Annotated in this window: 16 protein-coding genes; 2 read left to right on the plus strand and 14 right to left on the minus strand. The window is 63.5% G+C overall.

What is annotated here, in order from left to right; translation table 11 throughout:
* Positions 1-35: 35 nt before the first annotated feature.
* The 6 genes from rsmD to E4T66_RS19605 form a co-directional block, all read right to left on the minus strand.
* Positions 36-617: a 16S rRNA (guanine(966)-N(2))-methyltransferase RsmD gene (rsmD, locus tag E4T66_RS19580; RefSeq protein WP_136851473.1), complete on the minus strand. Its 582-nt coding sequence runs from the start codon at positions 615-617 to the stop codon at positions 36-38.
* A 116-nt stretch (positions 618-733) separates the two neighbouring features.
* On the minus strand, positions 734-2,179 hold the full coding sequence (gene tldD / locus E4T66_RS19585) for a metalloprotease TldD (RefSeq protein ID WP_136851475.1): 1,446 nt from the start codon (positions 2,177-2,179) through the stop codon (positions 734-736).
* 34 nt (positions 2,180-2,213) lie between these two features.
* Entirely contained in the window at positions 2,214-3,041 is an 828-nt protein-coding gene (locus E4T66_RS19590; protein WP_136851477.1) for a carbon-nitrogen hydrolase family protein, read from the minus strand.
* A 20-nt stretch (positions 3,042-3,061) separates the two neighbouring features.
* Positions 3,062-6,868 carry a YhdP family protein gene (locus tag E4T66_RS19595; RefSeq protein ID WP_136851479.1) on the minus strand — a complete coding sequence of 1,269 codons (3,807 nt, stop codon included), beginning with the start codon at positions 6,866-6,868 and terminating at the stop codon, positions 3,062-3,064.
* 125 nt (positions 6,869-6,993) lie between these two features.
* Positions 6,994-8,448 (minus strand): ribonuclease G, encoded by a 1,455-nt coding sequence (gene rng / locus E4T66_RS19600; protein ID WP_136851481.1) that lies wholly within the window; start codon positions 8,446-8,448, stop codon positions 6,994-6,996.
* Positions 8,449-8,514: 66 nt separating this feature from the next.
* Positions 8,515-9,141, minus strand: a complete 627-nt coding sequence (locus E4T66_RS19605; protein WP_248679812.1) for a Maf family protein — start codon at positions 9,139-9,141, stop codon at positions 8,515-8,517.
* A 95-nt stretch (positions 9,142-9,236) separates the two neighbouring features.
* Between E4T66_RS19605 and E4T66_RS19610 the strand changes: the two genes are divergently transcribed.
* Positions 9,237-10,001: a class II aldolase/adducin family protein gene (locus E4T66_RS19610; RefSeq protein WP_136851483.1), complete on the plus strand. Its 765-nt coding sequence runs from the start codon at positions 9,237-9,239 to the stop codon at positions 9,999-10,001.
* On the opposite strand, the gene lnt is transcribed toward E4T66_RS19610, so the two are convergent.
* From lnt to E4T66_RS19650, 8 genes are all read right to left on the minus strand, one after another.
* Positions 9,989-11,503 (minus strand): apolipoprotein N-acyltransferase, encoded by a 1,515-nt coding sequence (gene lnt / locus E4T66_RS19615; protein WP_136851485.1) that lies wholly within the window; start codon positions 11,501-11,503, stop codon positions 9,989-9,991. The two genes, E4T66_RS19610 and lnt, sit on opposite strands and share 13 nt — an antisense overlap.
* 93 nt (positions 11,504-11,596) lie before the next feature.
* Positions 11,597-12,460, minus strand: coding sequence for an HlyC/CorC family transporter (locus tag E4T66_RS19620; RefSeq protein ID WP_136851487.1), 864 nt, complete (start codon positions 12,458-12,460; stop codon positions 11,597-11,599).
* Positions 12,457-12,891 carry an rRNA maturation RNase YbeY gene (gene ybeY, locus E4T66_RS19625; protein ID WP_136851489.1) on the minus strand — a complete coding sequence of 145 codons (435 nt, stop codon included), beginning with the start codon at positions 12,889-12,891 and terminating at the stop codon, positions 12,457-12,459. Before ybeY ends, E4T66_RS19620 begins: the two co-directional genes overlap by 4 nt.
* A complete protein-coding gene (locus E4T66_RS19630) occupies positions 12,888-13,892 on the minus strand; it encodes a PhoH family protein (RefSeq protein ID WP_136851491.1) in 1,005 nt (334 codons plus the stop codon). Before E4T66_RS19630 ends, ybeY begins: the two co-directional genes overlap by 4 nt.
* Positions 13,889-15,232, minus strand: coding sequence for a tRNA (N6-isopentenyl adenosine(37)-C2)-methylthiotransferase MiaB (miaB, locus tag E4T66_RS19635; RefSeq protein WP_136851493.1), 1,344 nt, complete (start codon positions 15,230-15,232; stop codon positions 13,889-13,891). The genes E4T66_RS19630 and miaB overlap by 4 nt, the downstream gene beginning before the upstream one ends.
* A gap of 104 nt (positions 15,233-15,336) precedes the next feature.
* Entirely contained in the window at positions 15,337-15,771 is a 435-nt protein-coding gene (locus E4T66_RS19640; protein WP_136851495.1) for a low molecular weight protein-tyrosine-phosphatase, read from the minus strand.
* A 103-nt stretch (positions 15,772-15,874) separates the two neighbouring features.
* The gene (gene ssb, locus E4T66_RS19645; protein WP_136851497.1) at positions 15,875-16,354 is read right to left on the minus strand and encodes a single-stranded DNA-binding protein; all 480 of its coding nucleotides are present in this window, start codon (positions 16,352-16,354) and stop codon (positions 15,875-15,877) included.
* Positions 16,355-16,369: 15 nt separating this feature from the next.
* Positions 16,370-17,545 carry an MFS transporter gene (locus E4T66_RS19650; RefSeq protein WP_136851499.1) on the minus strand — a complete coding sequence of 392 codons (1,176 nt, stop codon included), beginning with the start codon at positions 17,543-17,545 and terminating at the stop codon, positions 16,370-16,372.
* 158 nt (positions 17,546-17,703) lie between these two features.
* Here E4T66_RS19650 and uvrA point away from each other — a divergent pair, with 158 nt between their 5' ends.
* Positions 17,704-20,547 (plus strand): excinuclease ABC subunit UvrA, encoded by a 2,844-nt coding sequence (uvrA, locus tag E4T66_RS19655; RefSeq protein ID WP_136851501.1) that lies wholly within the window; start codon positions 17,704-17,706, stop codon positions 20,545-20,547.
* Positions 20,548-20,565: the final 18 nt, after the last annotated feature.

Genomic DNA, 20,565 nt, shown 5'->3' on the forward strand with positions numbered 1-20,565 from the left:
GCTTGCCCCCAATCGGCCTGCTCTGTATCAGGCGGTTATGCAGCAGAATGAAATGTTGCCAGGCCGAAGCATACCTGACCGGCCCGTTTCTCCCGCACAAATTCGAATCCTGGGGGCAAGGTCGGCGCCTTGGCACCCGTCCATTCCATGTAAACGCGATTGCTGACCGGATTGAGAATTTTCGCAAGCTCGGGCAAGGCCTGCGCCAGCAGATCGGATTCGTAGGGCGGATCGAGAAAGACAATGTTGTAGCGATGCCAGGTCTGCTGGATGAAATAGATCGCATCCATGCGCGTGACTTCCGCACCCGTCGCTTTGAAGGTTTCCAGCGTCGACTTGATCCGCTGGCACTGTGGGCCACCCTGATCTACAAACGTGCAGTGCGCGGCCCCACGCGACAGTGCCTCAATGCCCATCGCGCCGCTGCCGGCGAATAGATCAAGGCAGCGCGAGCCTGCAATCAGTGGCGTCAACCAGTCGAAAACGGTCTGGCGTACCCGATCCGGCGTCGCACGCACACCGTCGGCCGCATCAAATTCGATCACCCGCGAGCGCCATTGCCCGCCGATGACCCGCAACTTTCCAAGATCACGCTTTCCTGAACCGCGATTCGTCATCGGTCTTTGCTCCGCCTGTCACGAACCATGCATTCCGCCTGCGCCATGGCTGCGACTTTATCGAGCTTGTCGCGGGCGTCAACCGCCCCGCGGCATATTCGTCGGAATCGACCGACTCACCCGCCCTGCGTACCGCCGACCGTCAGGCCGTCGATCTTCAGGGTCGGCTGACCGACGCCAACCGGCACACTCTGTCCGTCCTTGCCACAGACCCCGACACCCGCGTCGAGCGCCAGATCAGTGCCGACCATCGATACGCGTGTCAGCACCTCGGGACCATTGCCGATCAGCGTGGCGCCTTTGAGCGGGCGCCCCAGCTTGCCATTTTCGATCATGTAGGCCTCGGACGCCGAGAACACGAAATTGCCGCTGGTGATGTCGACCTGCCCCCCGCCGAAATTGGCGGCGTAGATCCCTCGTTCGACCGAAGCGATGATTTCCTTCGGATCGTGCGGACCGGCCAGCATGTAGGTGTTGGTCATGCGCGGCATCGGCAGCGCCGCGTACGATTCGCGACGACCATTGCCGGTGGGCGCCATCCCCATCAGACGGGCGTTCAGCTTGTCCTGCAGGTAGCCCTTGAGTACGCCATTTTCGATCAAGGTGGTGCACTGGCTCGGCGTACCCTCGTCGTCGACCGTAAGCGAACCGCGCCGACCCGGCAGCGTGCCGTCGTCAACCACGGTACACAGATCCGATGCGACCTTCTGGCCGATACGGCCGGTGAACGCTGACGAACCCTTGCGGTTGAAATCACCTTCGAGACCGTGGCCGATCGCTTCGTGCAGCAGCACGCCCGGCCAGCCCGGACCAAGCACTACGGTGAGGGTCCCGGCAGGCGCCGGAACGGCTTCCAGCGCGACATCGGCCAGACGCACCGCTTCACGCGCAAATCGCTCCGGCGCATCGCCACCGAGAAAGTCCAGATAGCCGCCGCGGCCGCCGCCGCCGGCGTGGCCCTGCTCGCGGCGCCCCTGATGTTCGATGATCACGCTGACATCCATCCGCACCAGCGGGCGCACATCGGCGCAAAAGGTGCCGTCGGTGGCGGCGATCAGTACGGTCTCGGCATTGGCCGCGAGATTGACCATGACCTGCACCACACGCGGGTCGGCCGCTCGCGCTGCCGCGTCGGCACGGTGCATCAGGGCCAGCTTGGCATCGGTCTCCAAACCCGGCAGCGGATTGATCGCCGGATACAGCGGTTTCAGTGCAAGCTCGCTCTGGCGGCGCACACTGCCCTGCTCGCCATGGCGCACAATCGCACCGGCGGCCTGCGCCGCATCGGTCAACGCACTCAGCTCGATCGCATCCGAATAGGCGAGACCCTGCTTGTCGCCGGCGCAGGCCCGTACGCCCACGCCCTGCTCCACATGATGCGCTCCGGATTTGACCAATCCGTCTTCCAGTGACCAGGTCTCGGTGTAAGCCTGCTGGAAATACAGATCGGCGGCATCGACGCCGGGTTTCATCAGGCGCGATAGCACCTGTTCAACAGCAGCCTGATCCAGACCGGTGGGTTCGAGCAGCGTCTTGCGGGCAAGCGTCAGCGCCTGAGTCATGGTGAGGGTTGGGCGTCCGTCAGCGAAGGGTTGATCAGCTTAGCCGACGATGGCCCAGCACGGGAAACTCGTGACGCAGGCGCGCGCGCCGCTCGGCGTCGATGGTCGCCAGCGCGGCACCCGGACGATCACCGCAGTCGGCCAGCACGCCGCCCCAGGGATCGATGATGCAGCTGTGGCCCCAGGTATGCCGGCTGCCGGAGTGGCTGCCGCATTGACCGGACGCCAGCACATGACACAGATTTTCGATCGCGCGCGCGCGCAGCAATACCTCCCAGTGCGCGCGTCCTGTCGCCTCGGTGAATGCCGAAGGCACACACAACAGCTCGGCGCCCTGCGCAACCAGTGCACGGTACAACTCGGCAAAGCGCAGGTCGTAGCAGACCGACAAGCCGAGTCGCCCCAGCGGCGTATCGACCACGACCGGCTTCGGTGCTCCGGCTGCAATGGTCGACGACTCGCGATAGCGCTCGCCCCGTCCGTCCGGCAGATCAACATCGAACAAGTGGATCTTGTCGTAGCGCGCGACGCGCTCGCCGCGCGCGTTGTAGACGCAGCAGGCGGCATACACATGCCCCGGGTCCGACGACGTCAGCGGGATGGTGCCCCCGACAATCCACAGATTGAGCTCCCGCGCCGTACGGGACAGGAACTCCTGGATCGGGCCAGCCCCTTCGACCTCGGCAATCGCCAGCTTGTCGGTGTCGCGGGCCCCCATCAACGCAAAATTCTCCGGCAACACGGCGAGCGCCGCGCCACTGGCCGCCGCGCTCTGCAGCAGCGACGCCGCAGACGCCAGATTGGCATCACGATCCGGGCCACTGCTCATCTGGATCACCGCCGCCTGCTGTGTTGTCGTCATCAACTCATCTCACTCATGCCCTACGGGCTATTCGAATCCAGCTTTTCCACTTTGGGATTGTCCCAGCTGCCGGTGATTCGGTAACTGAGCTGGGTCACTTGATCCAGCGGCTTGTCCAGCAACTCCTGCGCCAGCAGCACCAGACCACCGACGACCGGACCGCCGAGCAGCACCGCACCCAGCGTGACGCCGGCCGACACATCCGGATACACGGTCACTCGTTGGTCGTAGTCACGCGCGGCGATGCCGACAGCACCACGGACGTCCATTCGCAGCGACGGCGCTTCCATGTGCAGATCGTCTGTGTGGGCAACTCCGTTGGCCAGTTCGAAGTGCCCCTTGATCGTATCGAACGCGAGACCGTCACCCACAACGTCATCGAAATTCAGGGTTAAGCGTCGCGGCAAGGCGTAGAAATTGATCAGTCCCAGCACGCGGCTGGCGCCCGGCTGCACTGCCCGCAACTGACCCTTGTTTGCGTCGACATCAATGCGCCCCGACGCCATGCGCCAGTCCAGCCCGGTCCCGGTGTTGTGCCAGTTCAGGTCCCCCAGAAACTGCGTGCGCTCGGCCTGTAAGCTCGGCGCATAGTCGAATGCCTGCAGCAGTGCGTCGATGTCGGTGGTGTTGAGGTCGAACTTGAGGTTGGCGGTCGACTGCCCTTCGGTACGCCGCCACTGCCCGCCCGCGCTCAGGTCAACAATGCCCTCCGCCAGCCGAGCCTGGATCAGACGCTGACCACCCGGAACGCGTTCGGAACGCAGGTTCAAACGCCCCAGATCCGCGGTGCCGACACGCAGCGCCTGACACTGAATATCCAGTACCGGCAGGCTTGCCGGGTCGGTCACGGTCGGCGTCGCAGCAGCCGGTGACGCCGACGCCGCCGGCATGGCCAGCTTCAGTCCCAGATGATCCAGCCGCGCGACCACGCGATCTCCGCCTGCGTGAGTCCAGACCACCGAGCCACCGACACCCTCGCCGCTGAAATCGGTGCGCCAGCCATCGCTCAACGGCTGGTAGCGCAACCTCGTTGCCAGCGTCGATTGTGCCCCCCATATCAGTTGATCGGTCTCGATCTCGGCGCTGTCCAGTCCCACGCCGCCATGATCACCGGCTGTGATCACGGCAATCCATGACTCCACATCCAATTGCGCCACTCGCCCGTCCAGCAGGAATCGCCCCGCTTGCACCGGCGGCGCAAGCTTCGTCCCCACGCGCGCGGACAGACCCGCCAGCGCATCGCCGTCACGACCGTCGGTCCGCGTCGGGCCAATTTCCAGCGCGACTCCGAACCGATCGCCATAGGCCAGATCGACCGCGACCGGCGCAAACCGGCCTTCATGCACCCGAACAGTCAGCGCCTCCGTCACGTCCCCTGGCTTGCCGAGGGGTTGCGGCAGATCGACAACGGTCCCACTCAGATCGGAACTCAGGAGCAACTCGCTGTCGGTATCCTTCAGCGGCAGCTCCAGGTTCCAGCCGCTGGCGCCATGCAATCGGGGGCGCAGGATCTCGGGAATGTATTTCGATGCACCACTGCCATCAGCTTTCGGCGTAAACGCAAAGCTGCCGCGCACGACCCCGCGGGTTCCGTCCTGCGGATCGATCCGCAACCGCAGTGGAACATCGGCATAGCGCGCCTTGAGCGCTGTCGCACGCACACCTTCATTGTCGAAAGCCAGCTGACCGTTCAGTCCTGTGATGGCCGGATCGAGCGTCGTGTACTTCAGCTGGGCGTCATTCAGATCAACCGTGCCGTGAACCACCGGCATCTGATGCTCCTGCAGCGGAATATCGAGCTGCAAGGCAACAGCGGCAGCGCCGCTGGCTTCAGTGTGGTCAAGCAAGCCCCGCAGGACTTTGCGCAGAGGTGAAGCACGCAGGTAGGCGTAGAATTGCGACAGCTCGCCGTCCAGACTTGCGCTCACGCTGAAGCGTTGCTCAGCGAAATCGTCAAAGCGCACCTCGGCACGCTTGACCGCGTTGCCCATTGAGGAGCCATGGTCGACAAAGATTCCCAGACTGCTGCCGGTGAAATGCAGTTGCGCGGCCAGACCCTCGATCCGCGGCCAGTCCGGCAAGAACTCCAGCGCGCCATCGGTCACGTCCAGATCCAGATTCCAGGCGCCGGTCGGATGATTGACGAAAGGAAAGTCATGCAGCGGGCCCTCAATCTTGAGCGCGCCATGTGGCACGCGCCCAGCCACGATGGCATCGCTGAGCCAGCGCTTCAGGCTGTCCGGCCAATGCCGCGGCATCAGGCCTTTGGCTGCGGTGGCATCTTCACCGGAAAACTCGGCCTGCAACGTCAGCACCGGTGACGCATTGGCGTCCGCCGGTAGATCCAGCGAGAGCTGCCCCTGGCCCTGGGTGCCGGCAAGTTGCCAGTCAAACGAGTCCGCCGAGATCCGCCAGCTGTCGCTGGTGCGGGTCCATCGCAGGACCGCGGAGAACGCATCGAACGACAGATCCGACTCCATGATCTGCGGCAACTTCAGCAGCATCGGAGCCCGCGACAACTGCACCTGCCCACCGTTTTCGTCTGCGGTCAGTTCGCCAGCAATGCCCGCAACGCCGAAATTCCGATCCGCGCGAAGGCCGGCATCATTCAGTTGCGCCCGTACCGAGTAGCGCGGCGTGGTGGGCTGCATCGGGTCGGCGCTCGGCGGCACCCGCACACGCGCGACCAAACCTTCGATCAGACCGCTGCTGCGCCCGGCCGTCTGGGTCCAGGCCGGCGCGTCGCGCCAGATCCCCAACCAGGGCGACAGCTGCGTCAGATTCAGGCGATCGGCATCCAGGTCATAGGCGGCGACCCCGTCCAGATCACTGCGGCGCAGACTGCCGTGCAGCAGCAGCGCGTCGTCAAAACTCAAGTCGGTCACATCGACGCGCCAACCGCGCGGATCGCGCAGATAGTCGACGACCGCCCGCGTCTGCTGCGCGCTGGACAGCACCCCGGCGCGCGCCAGCACCATCGGACCGGAGTCGAACGCCATGCGTGCACGCGTGATACGCCCCTCGGTGATATCACCACTGATCTCGCCCTGCAGATCCGCGACACCGATCTGGGTACCGGCCAGCAGCCAGGGACGCAACCACCCCTGCGGAACCAGGCCATCGACCTCCAGATCGAAACGCCCCTGCCAGCTGCGCAACTGCGCGACGCTGCCGTCGATTTCGGCTTCAAGCTGCACCTTGCCACCACGATCCGGCGGCAACAGCAGCGCTGCATCCAGTTCGAACCCGCCGGCACGCGCCGCCAGTTCGGCATGTTCGATGGCAAACGTCAGCGGGCTGTCCGCAAAGGCGGGATGCAGCACGCGCAGCTCGCAATCCTCCAGTCGCACCTGCTTGAAGCGCTCCAGGTCGCGCAGCCATTGCTCACGCCGCGCGCTGAGCGGCAGATCACCATCGCCCGGCTCGAAACCGGCGATGCGGATGCGCCGCTGCTCGTCCACTTCGGCAGAAACGCGCAGCCCGGCAAGCACCAGTCGCGTCGGCACCACATTGCCGGTCAGCAGCCGCATCACACTGATGCCGATACTCAGGCGCTCGACGCGCAGCTGTTCGTCGCCGTCGTCGCTGTACAGCGTGATGCCGGTGAGATCAAAACGCGGACTCAATCCACTCCACGCCAGGCTGATGCCCCCGATCTGCACCGGCCGGCCGGTGGCGTCACTGACCCAGTTCGCGAGCTCCTCGCGGTAGCTTGGAATGGCCAGCACCGCGAGCTGGAACAACCCGCTCAACACCGCCCCGGTCAGCACCGTGGTGGTGATCAGCGAAATCGCCCAGGTCCACCAGCGGCGTTTGACGCGTTCCATGAATGATCGGAGACGGCTAGGTTCAGTAAGGATGAAGGGTTATTGTCGCGCCACACCGGACGCTCGGCCACTGATGCCGGCGCATACCGCGTCCAGTATCGGTTGCTGAGACCGCCTGCACGACACTACAGCGGCACCACGTCGTAGCTTTCCTGAGAATAGGCACTCTCGGATTGCAGCCGGATCGGGCGTCGCAGATTGGCCTCAAGATCGGCCAAGCCCATCGATTCCTCTTCAACCAGGCGCTGAATCACGTTGGGTGCGGCCAGCACCAGGAAGCCCTTGGCTTCGAACTGGCGCGCGGCACGCTGGACTTCACGCGTGACCTCATGACACACGGTTTCCACAGTCTTGATGGTCGCCCGCCCCTGACAGGTGGGGCACGGCTCGCACAGGATGTGGCCGAGCGATTCGCGCGTGCGCTTGCGCGTCATCTCGATCAATCCCAGTGGCGAGAACGGATGAATCTGCGTGCGCGCATGATCGCTTGCCAGCGCGCGTTCCAGTGCGCGCAGGACCTGAGCACGATGATCTTCGGACTTCATGTCGATGAAATCGAGAATGATGATGCCCCCAAGATTGCGCAGCCGGAGCTGTCGCGCGATCGCCTGCGCGGCCTCCAGATTGGTCTTGAGCACGGTTTCTTCGAGATTCCGGTGCCCGGTATAGCCACCGGTATTGACGTCGATCGTGGTCATCGCCTCGGTCTGATCGATCACCAGATGTCCGCCGGACTTCAGATCGACCCGGCGATCCAGCGCACGATTGATGTCGTCCTCGACGCCGTACAGATCGAAGATCGGTGCCGCACCCTGGTAGACCTCGATCAGCGGTGCCGCTCGCGGCACGAACAACTGCGCGAACTGTTTGACCCGGCGGGCCTCCTCCGCGCTGTCAATGCGTACCCGCTCCACGTCGGTGCCCAGCAGATCCCGCAGGATGCGCATCGACAGCGGCAGATCGCCATGAACCAGCGTTCCCGGCTTGGCCTCACCGGCCTGTTTGCTGATCGAGTTCCACAGGCGCAGCAGAAAGGTCAGATCGGCCTCCAGCGCCTCGGCTTCCACGCCTTCAGCGGCGGTGCGGGCAATCAGGCCGAACTGCGGGGCCTGCAGTGAATGCGCGCCTTCCAGGATCGCGCGTAACCGCTCACGCTCCGCCTCGTCCTCAATCCGCGCCGACACGCCAACATGGCGCTCGTGCGGCAGCAGCACCAGATAACGCGACGGTACCGACAACAGCGATGACAGACGTGCGCCTTTGGACCCCATCGGATCTTTCAACACCTGCACCAGCACGTGCTGACCCTCGTGCAACAACTGCGTGATGCTTGGTGTCTCGGCATCGCCATTGAGCGGCAACATGTCTGCCACATGCAGGAATGCGGTGCGCTCCAGACCGATTTCGACGAACGCCGCCTGCATGCCAGGCAGCACCCTTTGAATCGAACCCTTGTAGATGTTGCCGGTGAGACCATGGCGCGAAGCGCGCTGAACGTGGACCTCCTGCGCCGCCCCCCCTTCGACCAGCGCGACGCGAGTCTCCTGCGGACCGATATTGACCAGTATCTCTGTGCTCATGATGGAATGACGCGCCTGGATGCAGAAAATATGAACAGCAATTCGTATGACGTCCTGGCAGCAGCTTCATCGCAGCGCAGGCGGAGTCAGTATTTCGATACCGCATTCGGCCAGCAGTTCGGCTGTCTCGAACAGTGGCAATCCGACGACGCCGCTGTAACTGCCGCGAATCTCGCGTACAAACACCGCGCCAAAACCCTGGATCGCATAAGCGCCGGCCTTACCCGCCGGTTCGCCGCTGTCCCAGTAGGCCACAGCCCGCTGCGGTGAAATGGGTCCAAAGCACACATCGGTCACCGACAGCCGTACTGCCTCGCGTCCGGAGCACGCCACCGCAACGGCGGAATAGACTTGATGACTGCGACCGGACAACCGAGACAGCAGCTCCAGCGCATGCTCCCGATCACGCGGCTTGCCGAGAATCTCGCCGTCGAGTACGACATCGGTATCCGCGCCCAGCACCGGAAGCGCACGACCGACCCGCCTGGCGCCGGCACGCGCCTTGTCCAGCGCCACGCGGCAGGCGTAGTCAGCCGCCGACTCAGCGGATCCCGGATATTCCTCAACGTCAACGTCGACAACGGCAAAGCGCAGTCCGCACTGCGTCAACAGCTCGCGCCGCCGCGGCGAGCGCGACGCCAGCACCAGCTGCGCCGGCAACAGCGCGCCGTCGTTCCGTGCACTCTCCCCCACACATCCTCCGGATAAATTCTGCTCAAAGTCCCCGGCTGGCTGTCGAAAATGCGCTAGGGTGCACCTTCAGACAAGATCCGCGCGAGGAGACGGACATGACGGATACTAACGTGAACGTACGTGAACAGGTTTCGCCCGAAGAATGGCAGGCACGCGTTGATCTTGCCGCCGCATATCGCCTGGTCGCAGACTTTGGCTGGGACGATCTGGTGTTTACGCACATCTCGGCACGCGTGCCGGGCAGCGACCACCACTTCCTGATCAATCCTTACGGCTTCCTGTTCGAGGAAATCACCGCCAGTTCGCTGGTCAAGATCGACCTCCACGGCAACAAGGTCATGGACTCGCCCCACATGATCAATCCAGCGGGATTCACGATTCACAGCGCCGTGCATGCCGCGCGACCGGACGTGCAATGCGTGATGCACACGCACTCGCTCAACGGCGTCGCAGTCTCGGCGCAGCAAGGCGGATTGCTGCCGCTGTCACAGCAGTCGCTGTTCGTGCTGGCGTCGCTGGGCTATCACACCTATGAAGGCGTGGCACTGAACGAGGCCGAGAAACCGCGGCTGGTCGCCGATCTAGGGGAGCGCAGCTTCCTGATGCTGCGCAATCACGGCCTGCTGACGGTCGGCGCCTCCGCGGCCGATGCATTTCTGGCGATGTACATCTTCGAAGCCGCCTGCACGATCCAGGTCCGCGCACAGAGCGGCGGCGGTCCGACGATTCCGATTGCGCAAGCACTGGTCGACGGCATCCAGGCACAGGCACAACAGGTCACGCGCGGACTCGGCGGCGCACTGGCCTGGCCAGGTCTGCTGCGCCGACTGGACCGGCTCGATCCGGGCTACCGCGACTGAGCGTCGGGTCTTCGGCGCGCGCCGACGACGAGTGCCGCCAGCAAGCCCAGTGCCAGGACGGCCAGCGGCCAGTCACCCCAGCGCGCGTAAGGCGTCAGGCCGGCGCGCGGTTGGATCTGGCCTTTGAGGATTTCAGTGCGGTTCCAGCCGGCGCTGTCCAGCACACGTCCGTCGGCATCGATCAGCGCACTGATGCCGGTATTGGCCGCACGCACCAGCATGCGCCCGGTCTCCAATGCACGCATGCGCGCGATCTGCAGGTGCTGCGCCGGCGCTGACGAACCCTCGAACCAGGCATCGTTGGTCAGATTGACCAGCAGACTTTGCGAACCGACGCCATGCCGCAATTCGCGACCAAACGCATCTTCGAAGCAGATCGACAGCCCCAACCGTTCGCCATGCACCGCAATCGGGGCTTGCTCGTCACCGCCCGACAAAAGGTCGTCATATGGGGTGCCGATCCAGGCCATCACCGGACGCAGAAAATCCGGGATTGGAAAGTATTCCCCGAACGGCACCAGGTGGCGCTTGGTGTAACGCCCACTGCCACGGCCCAGCACTTCGACGCCGTTGTAGTATCCACGGCCGTCATCGGCGTGAATGATCATTCCGGCCAACACCGCCGAACCGGCCTGTCGCGCCTGTGCCGACAACGCCTCCAGATAGGGCAGACGGATTGCCTGATACGGCTGCGTCACGGCAACCTCGGGCCAGACCACCAGATCGGCTCCCAGCGCCGACTCGGTCATGCGCAGGTAGCGATCGAGGATCGGCCCCACCAGGTCTCGATCCCATTTCTGATCCTGTGAAATGTTGCCCTGAACCACTGCAACACTCAGCGCGGCGCCATTCGGTCGGGTCCACGCCGACGCCGTCGGCAGCAACGGCGGCAGCCACCACGGCAGCGCCGCCAACACCAGCAGCACTGCACGCCGTGGGGGTGACAACGGCATCACGCGCGGCATCGCACGCTCGATCAACGCCGCCGATAACACCAGCAGCACTGAGATCCCGTGCACACCCAGCAGCGGCGCCAGCCGCGCCAGAGGCGCATCGGTGGCGGCGTAGCCCAGACTGAGCCAGGGAAATCCGGTCAGCAACCAGCCGCGCGCCAGCTCAGACAGCAGCCATAACGCGGCCAGCCCCCCCCAGCCCCACGACGACTGCCACAAGCGCAGACGTGCGGCGGCATACAACACGAATGCCGGAAACAGCCCCAGATAGGCGACCAGAGCCATCAGCATCAGAACGCTGACCCAGGCCGGCGCCCCGCCATAGGTATGCGTGCTGATGAAAACCCAGTAGACACCGCCGAGAAAATGGCCGACCCCGAACAGCCAGCCCAGCAGCCAGGCGCGGCGCGCAGAACAGGACCGCACCAACAGAAACAACGCGGCCAGGCACAGCGGGATCAGTGGCAGATAAGCCATCGGGGCGAACGCCAAAGTCATGACTGCGCCAAGCACGCTGGCGGCGACAGCAGACAGCAATGACTTCAGCATGTTCGGCTCGAACTCTCGACGCGGGCGACGTGCAGTCTAGCGATCCTGGCTTGCAGCAACGTGATCGTCACCTCTGGCTTCGAGAGACCCAGCTCAAGCCGGCGAAACAGTGACCTGGAACAGATAGACGCGGCGGCTGTCGGCGCGCTGCACGTTGAAGTTGAAACGCTCGATACGCACGCTTTCGCCACGCTTCGGCATGTGGCCGAAGCGGTGCGTGACCATGCCGCCGACGGTATCGAACTCTTCGTCGGAAAACGTGGTGCGGAAATATTCGTTGAAGTCCTCGATCGGCGTCAGTGCGTTGACCAGATAGCGGCGTTCATCCTGTTTGAGGATGGGTGCGCTCTCGGCCTCGTCGTATTCGTCATCGATATCGCCGACGATCTGCTCCAGCACGTCCTCGATGGTGACCAGACCGGCCACGCCACCGTACTCGTCGACGACCAGCGCCATGTGATTGCGCCCACGCCTGAAATCCTTCAGCAAGACATTCAGCCGCTTGGATTCCGGCACGAACACGGCCGGCCGCATCAGCTGCTCCAGATCGAAAGTTGATGCAGCGACGCCATCGCCGGTAGCGCTGAATTTCAGCAAGTCTTTGGCCAGCAGTATGCCGACAACCTCGTCCTTGGATTCCCCGATCACCGGAAAACGCGAATGCCCGGACTCCACCACCACGCCGATTACCTGATCCAGCGCCCAGTCATGCTCGACGACGACCATCTGCGCGCGCGGCACCATGACGTCGCGGACCTGGGTTTCGGCCGTTTCCAGGATACCTTCGAACATCGACAGCGCATCGGCGTCCATCAATTCGGCGCTGCGCGCCTCACCCAGCAGGCTCATCAAGTCTTCGCGCGTGCGTGGCCCACCGGCGAGGCTGTGGGTGACCCGCCGCCACCACTGAGTCAGGGCGTTGTCGCCCCCCGGTTTATGATTTTCGTCGTCGCTCATTGGTACGGGTCTTTAAAGCCCAAAGTTTTCAGAATACGGATTTCGCGCGCTTCCATGCGCGTCGCGTCGGCGTCGTGCTCATGATCGTAGCCTTGCAGATGCAGGCAGCCGTGCACGACCATGTGTGCCCAGTGCGCACGCGCGGGCTTGCCCTGTTCAAGCGCTTCCTGCGCAACGACAGGCGCGCAGATCACCAGATCGCCCAGCACCTCGCCATCACCGTCAAAGGACAGGACATTGGTGGGTTTGTCCTTGCCCCGATACTCACGGTTGAATGTGCGGCTCTCGTCAGCATCGACAATGCGGATGGTCAGCTCGCCGTGGCGGCGCGGCAGCGCGGCCTGAGCGAACGCCCGCAAGCTGCTTGCGGACGGAATGCCCGCCGGCGATACGCAACGTTGAATCACGATCTGACCTGCTTCGGCGCTCATGCCCGCGACGCCTGATCAGCAAGCTCGTGTTCCTCGTAGGCCTGCACAATCGCCTGCACCAGCGGGTGTCGCACCACGTCCTCCTTGCGGAACAGGGTCGTACTGATTCCGGGGACGCCGGCCAGTACCGACAGGGCATGTTTGAGGCCTGAAGCCTGATGCTTGGGCAGATCGATCTGGGTCATGTCACCCGTGACGACCGCGACGCTGCCGAATCCGATGCGCGTCAGAAACATCTTCATCTGCTCAACTGAAGTGTTCTGCGCTTCGTCGAGAATGATGAACGACTCGTTCAAAGTACGCCCGCGCATGAACGCCAGCGGCGCTACTTCGATCACGCTCTTCTCCACCAGCCGCTCGACGCGCTCAAAGCCAAGCATCTCGTACAAGGCGTCGTACAGAGGGCGCAAGTACGGGCTGACCTTGTCCGCCATGTCGCCGGGCAGGAACCCAAGCTTCTCGCCGGCTTCAACCGCCGGCCGCACCAGCACGATGCGGCGGACCCGGTCACGCTCCAGTGCCTGTACGGCGCTGGCGACCGCCAGATAGGTCTTGCCCGTGCCGGCCGGGCCAACCCCGAAGTTCAGATCATAGGTTGCGATAGCCTTGAGATAGGCCTTCTGCTGCATCCCTCGACCGCGCACGACCCCGCGCTTGGTGCGAACGACCACTTCGTCGTGACCTCCACCGGAGGCGGCGCTGTCTGGAGCGCCCGAGAGGTCGGCACTGTGCTCGGTCAGCGCCAGATGCACATGCTCGGTGGTGATGACGTCATCCAGCGTCTGATTGAACAGCTGATTCAAGACCGCCTCGCCGACCCGAACATCTTGACGGCTGCCCAGCAGTTGATAGCGATTGCCGCGATTGCGAATCTCGATGCCCAAGCGCAGCTCGATCTGGCGCAGATGCGCGTCGAACGGGCCATTCATATTGACCAAGCGCTGTGACTCATCGGCGTCGAACAGCAGTTCGGCACTGACCTGAGATGGCCGCGCACTCATGCCACAGCACCTGCATCAAGCAGGCGTCCGCGCAGCGCGTTCGGCGTTGCCTCGGTCACGGTGACATCGACGAAGCGCCCGATCAGCGACTGCGGCCCTTCGAAATTGACCATGCGATTGGTCGAGGTGCGCCCGGCGATGAAGCCCTCGCCCTTGCGCGCGGCGCGCTCAACCAGCACGCGCTGCCGGGTACCAAGCATGCCCCGCTTGAATGCTTCGTCCTGCGCACGAATGCGATCCTGCAGTATGCTCAGACGGCGCTGTTTCTCCTCGAGGGGGACCCCATCACGCAGATTCGACGCCGGGGTACCCGGTCGCGGACTGTAGATGAAGCTATAAGCCCCATCGATGCCGGCCTCAGCGATCAGATCCATGGTCTGGATGAAATCGTCCTCGGACTCGGTCGGAAATCCGATGATGAAATCCGTCGACAATGAAAGATCCGGCCGCGCGGCGCGAATCCGGCGGATCTTGTCCAGGTACTGCGCGCGCGTATAGCCGCGTTTCATCATGCCGAGGATACGATCCGACCCTGCCTGCACCGGAAGGTGCAAGTAACTCGCCAGCTTCGGCTCGTCGGCGAAGGCGTCGATCAGCGCGTCAGTGAATTCGGCCGGATGCGAGGTCGTGTAACGAATGCGATCGATACCGGGAATGCGCGCGATATAGGTGATCAGCAGCGCCAGATCACAGCGCTCCGCGGTTTCGCCCATGCGCCCGCGATAGGCGTTGACGTTCTGGCCCAGCAAGGTGATTTCCCGCACGCCCTGCGCCGCCAGCTGGGCCACTTCGGTCAAGACGTCGTCCAGCGGACGTGAGACTTCCTCGCCGCGCGTATACGGCACAACACAAAAGGTGCAGTACTTGGAGCAGCCTTCCATGATGCTGACAAATGCAGTGCAACCCTCCGCGCGTGGCTCTGGAAGGCGGTCGAATTTCTCGATTTCCGGGAAGCTGATGTCGACCGCGTGCTTGCGGGTCTGCCGGGTGGATGTCAGCAGCTCGGGCAGGCGATGCAGGGTCTGCGGGCCAAACACCAGATCGACATAGGGCGCACGCTCGATGATCGCCTGACCTTCCTGCGACGCCACGCAACCGCCGACGCCAATGATGCGATCAGGATCGGCGCTTTTCCATTCCTTCCAGCGGCCCAGCTCTGAAAAGACCTTTTCCTGCGCTTTTTCGCGCACCGAACAGGTATTCAGCAGCAGCAGATCGGCTTCGTCGGGATTTTGCGTGCGCTCATAGCCGTGCGACGCGGCCAACACATCGGCCATCTTGGACGAGTCGTACTCGTTCATCTGGCAGCCGTAGGTAATCAGGTACAACTTCTTGGACATCGAGTGCGGCCGACAGCGGCCGTCGCGTGTAATGGCGGACCATTATAGACGACGGGACCGCCAAGCTCCCGATTCTGCTGTGGATTTAAGTACAACCGGGTCGGCTACAACCGCGCCAGCCAGTCCTCGACGCCGAGCTCGATTTCCTCGAAGGCCCTGACAAATGCCGCGCGAGGCTGACGGTACGGATCCATGATGTCCGCATTATTCTGCCATTTCAAAAGCTTATGGACTCGACCACGCAGCTGCGGATACTGCCGGTTGAGCCAGTCGCTGTGGCTTTGGTCCAGCGTCAGGATCAGATCCATCGCCGCCAGCAGCGGCGCGCTGGCCTGCTGCGCACGGTGTGCGGACAGATCCAGACCGTGTTCGGCAGCCACCGCCACCGCATCCGGATCGGCCGGATGCCCAACCAGGGCGCCGGTCCCGGCCGACTGCACCTGCTCAGCCCGATCCTTGACCCGCGCGCGCATCAGCGCCTCGGCCATCGGGCTGCGGCAGATGTTGCCCGTGCATACGATGAGAATTCGACTCAGCATCACAAACCGTCCGAAGTTGATCCGGCCCAGCGAGACAGCCAGCCCCAAGCTCCGCCCCATTCAGATATCGCACTGAGCGCAGCCGGGGCAGACAAAAGCCGGACTAGAACGGAATATCGTCGTCCTCGAACGGCGCATCCATAGCCGCCGACGCCGCTGGCGCAGCGGCGGGCGCGCGCGATGGCGCCGGACGCGAGGAGGACTGCGACTCGTAGCCACCGCCGCCGGACATCGGCGCCGAGCCGCCGCTGCGACCGTCGAGCATCTGCATGTCGTTGACCATGATTTCGGTGGTGTAGCGCTCGACCCCGTCCTTCTCCCATTTGCGGGTCCGCAGCGAGCCCTCAACGTAGACCTTGGCACCCTTCTTCAGGTACTGGCCAGCGATCTCGGCAAGCTTGCGCGTGAATACGACGTTATGCCATTCCGTGCGCTCCTTTTTCTCCCCGGACTGCTTGTCGGTCCAGCTGTCGGAGGTCGCCACGGTAACGTTGCAGACCGCGTCTCCATTGGGGAAGTAACGCACCTCCGGATCTTTGCCGAGGTTGCCGATCAGAATGACCTTGTTCACGCCACGTGCCATGGTCGTCTCTCCTGCTTAATTGGAATGTGAATGTTCTACCGCAGCGGGCGGTGCGAGCTTGGCAGCGACGCCAAGCCAGATTATGGGCAAGGTTGCCGCCAGCGCGAAAGCTGCGCCGATTCCGCCGCGCTGCATGGCCAGCCCGCCAAGGGTACCTCCGGCGAATGCGCCCAGGAACTGCGCACTGGAATAGATCCCCAGCGCAGCGCCCTTCTGCTCCGGCGGCGCCTTGCGCGAAATCAGCGACGGCAGCGCACCTTCAAGGAAATTGAAGCCGACGAAGTACAGGAACAGCGCCAGCACCAGCAACATGGCCGACGAATGCTCCGCGGCGGCCAGCGCCAGCGCCATCGCCAGCACACAGATCGCGCCGATGAACGCGGGCTTGAAGCGCCCGCGCTGCTCGGCCATGCGAATCAGCGGGAACACCGGAATCAGGCTCAGCAGCAGCACCGGCAGGTACAGCTTCCAATGTTGCGCGCTGGGCAGCCCCAGGGTTTCCACAATCGCCAGCGGAGCGACCGTAAATACCGTGGTCATGCAGGCATGCAGCAGGAAAATTCCCGCATCCAGCCGCAGCAGCTGGCCGTTGGCCAGAACTTCGCGCAGACGCCCGGCACTGCTGCGTTGCTCGGTTGGCGTTGGGACGGCAAACAACAGTACCGGCAAGGTCAGCAGCGCCAGTGCCCCGGTCAGCTGGAAGATGCCGTCAACGCCGATCCAGCCCGAAACCAGCGGCCCCATCACCAGCGCCAGCACGAAGGCCAGCCCCATGCCGGCACCGAGTATCGCCATGGCCGTGGTGCGGACCACGTCGCGGGTGACATCGGCAAGCAACGCGGCGACCGCGGAGGACACTGCTCCGGCGCCCTGCAATGCCCGACCGAAAATGATCCATTCGATATCGTGAGTCGAACCCGCAAGCCAGCTGCCCGCCGCAAACACCACCATACCCGCGGCGATCACCCGTTTGCGGCCGAAGCGGTCCGAAGCCATGCCCATCGGAATCTGCAAACACGCCTGGGTCAGGCCATAGATGCCAATGGCCAGCCCGATCTGCCACGGTTCGGCGGGATATGGCAACGCACCGGCGTATAGCGCAAACACCGGCAACACCATGAACATGCCAATCATGCGCAACGCGTAGATCGCACCGAGAGAAACTACGGCGCGCCATTCCAGTGCATTCATCGCGAACGTCTTGCCCTGTAGAGGATTTCGAAACGGTCCAAGCACGAACCGCGCCGCTGCGCGGCCGGCGGACACGAACTTCAGGCAGGCTGTGCCTCTGTCGTGCCCAGTGCAGGGGGCATATATTAGCCCGTTTGAGACTCCCGACCCGCTCCCCGATGGAAAACATCCGCATCCGCGGTGCCCGCACGCACAATCTGAAGAACATTTCGCTGGATCTGCCGCGCGACAAGCTGATCGTCGTGACCGGCCTGTCCGGGTCCGGAAAGTCTTCCCTGGCATTCGACACGCTGTACGCCGAAGGCCAGCGCCGCTACGTCGAGTCGCTGTCGGCGTATGCACGTCAGTTCCTGTCGATGATGCAGAAACCGGACGTCGACGTCATCGAAGGCCTGTCGCCGGCGATCTCGATCGAGCAGAAATCGACCTCGCACAATCCACGCTCAACCGTCGGCACGGTCACCGAGATCTACGACTACCTGCGTCTGCTGTTTGCGCGTGTCGGCACCGCGCGCTGTCCTGATCATGGCGTCACGCTGGAGGCGCAGAGCGTTTCCCAGATGGTGGATCTGGTGCTGGCGCTGCCGCAGGACAGCGCCTGGCTGCTGCTGGCACCCGTGGTTCGCGGACGCAAGGGCGAGCACCTGGAATGGTTTGAACAGGCTCGCAGTCAGGGCTTCGTGCGGGTACGCGTGGACGGCACCGTATACGAACTTGACGAAGTTCCGGTGCTCAACCGCAAGCTCAAACACGACATCGAAGTCGTGGTCGACCGCTTCCGCGTGCGTGCCGACAGCGCCGAGGGCGAGCCTGGCCTGAAACAACGCCTTGCAGAATCATTCGAAACCGCGCTGCGCCTGTCCGATGGACTCGCCTACGTCACCCCGTTCAAACATGAAGCGGAAGCGCTGACGTTCTCGTCGCGCATGGCCTGCGCGCACTGCGGCTATTCGCTGGAGGAACTGGAACCGCGGCTGTTCTCATTCAACGCCCCGCACGGCGCCTGCCCCAAATGCGACGGCCTCGGCAATTTGCAGGTCTTCGACGAAGACCGCGTGGTGGCACATCCGGAATTGTCGCTGGCCTCTGGCGCCATCCGCTCGTGGGACAAGCGCAATCCGTACTACTGGCATTTCATCAGCTCGCTGGCCAAGCACTACAGCTTCGACCCGGAAAAACCATTCAACAAACTCAGCGAAAAGGTGCGCCAGGTGCTGCTGCATGGCAGTGGTGACGAACGCATCGTGTTCGAGTATCCGGATGAACGTGGACGCTTGCAGACACGCACGCACCGCTTCGAAGGCATCGTGCCGAATCTGGAACGCCGCTACCGCGAAACGGAATCCGATGCCGTGCGCGAGGAGCTGTCCAAGTACCTGAGTAACAAACCCTGCCCGGAATGCGGCGGCCAGCGCCTGAATCGCGCGGCGCGCCATGTGTTTGTCGCCGATCGCAGCTTGCCGGTGCTGACGGCGTTGTCGGTGCGTGACGCTGAGGCCTTCTTCAAGTCCATGAAGCTGCCGGGGCACAAGGGCGAAATTGCCGACAAAATTCTCAAGGAAATCCGCGCACGCCTGGGCTTTCTGAACAATGTCGGACTCGACTATCTGACCCTGGCGCGCAGCGCCGAAACCCTGTCCGGCGGCGAAGCGCAGCGCATCCGGCTGGCGTCGCAGATCGGTGCCGGCCTGGTTGGCGTGATGTACGTACTCGACGAACCCAGCATCGGGCTGCATCAGCGCGACAACGAGCGCCTGCTGCAGACCCTGTTCCGTCTTCGCGATCTCGGCAATACCGTGATCGTGGTCGAGCATGACGAAGATGCGATCCGGCACGCGGACTACGTGGTGGACATTGGCCCGGGAGCCGGAGTTCACGGCGGTAGCGTGGTTGCCGAAGGCACCCCGGCGCAGATCGAAGCCAGCCCTGATTCGATCACCGGCCGCTATCTGTCCGGCCGCTCGCGCGTCGAAATCCAGGACCTGCGCCATCCGCCGCAACCTGATCGTTCGATCAAGATTCGCGGCGCGCGTGGCAATAACCTGAAAAATGTCGACGCCGAGATTCCCATCGGTCTGATCACCTGCGTCACTGGCGTCTCCGGCTCCGGCAAGTCGACCCTGATCAACGACACCTTGCATGGCTATGCCGCGCGCCAGTTGAACAACGCATCGACCCATCACGCCGAGTGCGACGCAGTCGAAGGCCTGGAGCATCTGGACAAGGTCATCGACATCGACCAGTCACCAATCGGCCGCACGCCACGTTCGAATCCGGCGACCTACACGCAGCTGTTCACGCCGATCCGCGAGCTGTTCGCGGGGGTGCCGGAGTCCCGTGCACGCGGCTACCTGCCTGGTCGCTTCAGCTTCAACGTCAAGGGCGGACGCTGCGAGACCTGCCAGGGCGACGGGGTCATCAAGGTCGAGATGCACTTTCTGCCAGACATCTACGTCACCTGCGACACCTGCCGCGGACGACGGTACAACCGCGAGACTCTGGAGATCCGCTACAAGGGCAAGAGCATCGACCAGGTGCTGGACATGACGGTCGAGGAAGCCAGCGAGTTCTTCAAACCGGTGCCGGCGATCCACCGCAAGCTCGATACATTGATGGACGTCGGCCTGACCTACATCACCTTGGGCCAGAATGCGACGACCCTGTCAGGTGGTGAAGCACAGCGCGTCAAGCTGGCCAAGGAGCTTTCGCGCCGCGACACCGGGCAGACCTTGTACATCCTCGACGAGCCGACCACCGGCCTGCACTTTCACGACGTCGCGCAGCTACTCAAGGTACTGGAGCGTCTGCGCGATCACGGCAACACCGTGGTGATCATCGAGCACAATCTGGACGTGATCAAACGCGCTGACTGGATCATCGATCTGGGTCCCGAGGGCGGCGACGGTGGCGGTCAGATCGTTGCCGTCGGCACCCCGGAAGCCGTCGCGAAAAAGCGTGGCTCGCATACCGGTCGATTCCTCAAACCGCTGCTGCGGCGCTGAGAGCGCAGCAGCAGCGGT

The sequence above is a fragment of the Sinimarinibacterium arenosum genome (assembly GCF_005047655.1).
In the GTDB taxonomy this organism is placed as follows: domain Bacteria; phylum Pseudomonadota; class Gammaproteobacteria; order Nevskiales; family Nevskiaceae; genus Solimonas.

Excerpts from the sequence above, each read along its gene's own strand:
- rsmD (WP_136851473.1), bottom strand. The coding sequence starts at position 617 with ATGACGAATCGCGGTTCAGGAAAGCGTGATCTTGGAAAGTTGCGGGTC.
- tldD (WP_136851475.1), bottom strand. The coding sequence starts at position 2,179 with ATGACTCAGGCGCTGACGCTTGCCCGCAAGACGCTGCTCGAACCCACC.
- E4T66_RS19590 (WP_136851477.1), bottom strand. The coding sequence starts at position 3,041 with ATGACGACAACACAGCAGGCGGCGGTGATCCAGATGAGCAGTGGCCCG.
- E4T66_RS19595 (WP_136851479.1), bottom strand. The coding sequence starts at position 6,868 with ATGGAACGCGTCAAACGCCGCTGGTGGACCTGGGCGATTTCGCTGATC.
- rng (WP_136851481.1), bottom strand. The coding sequence starts at position 8,448 with ATGAGCACAGAGATACTGGTCAATATCGGTCCGCAGGAGACTCGCGTC.
- E4T66_RS19610 (WP_136851483.1), top strand. The coding sequence starts at position 9,237 with ATGACGGATACTAACGTGAACGTACGTGAACAGGTTTCGCCCGAAGAA.
- lnt (WP_136851485.1), bottom strand. The coding sequence starts at position 11,503 with ATGCTGAAGTCATTGCTGTCTGCTGTCGCCGCCAGCGTGCTTGGCGCA.
- E4T66_RS19620 (WP_136851487.1), bottom strand. The coding sequence starts at position 12,460 with ATGAGCGACGACGAAAATCATAAACCGGGGGGCGACAACGCCCTGACT.
- ybeY (WP_136851489.1), bottom strand. The coding sequence starts at position 12,891 with ATGAGCGCCGAAGCAGGTCAGATCGTGATTCAACGTTGCGTATCGCCG.
- E4T66_RS19630 (WP_136851491.1), bottom strand. The coding sequence starts at position 13,892 with ATGAGTGCGCGGCCATCTCAGGTCAGTGCCGAACTGCTGTTCGACGCC.
- miaB (WP_136851493.1), bottom strand. The coding sequence starts at position 15,232 with ATGTCCAAGAAGTTGTACCTGATTACCTACGGCTGCCAGATGAACGAG.
- E4T66_RS19640 (WP_136851495.1), bottom strand. The coding sequence starts at position 15,771 with ATGCTGAGTCGAATTCTCATCGTATGCACGGGCAACATCTGCCGCAGC.
- ssb (WP_136851497.1), bottom strand. The coding sequence starts at position 16,354 with ATGGCACGTGGCGTGAACAAGGTCATTCTGATCGGCAACCTCGGCAAA.
- E4T66_RS19650 (WP_136851499.1), bottom strand. The coding sequence starts at position 17,545 with ATGAATGCACTGGAATGGCGCGCCGTAGTTTCTCTCGGTGCGATCTAC.
- uvrA (WP_136851501.1), top strand. The coding sequence starts at position 17,704 with ATGGAAAACATCCGCATCCGCGGTGCCCGCACGCACAATCTGAAGAAC.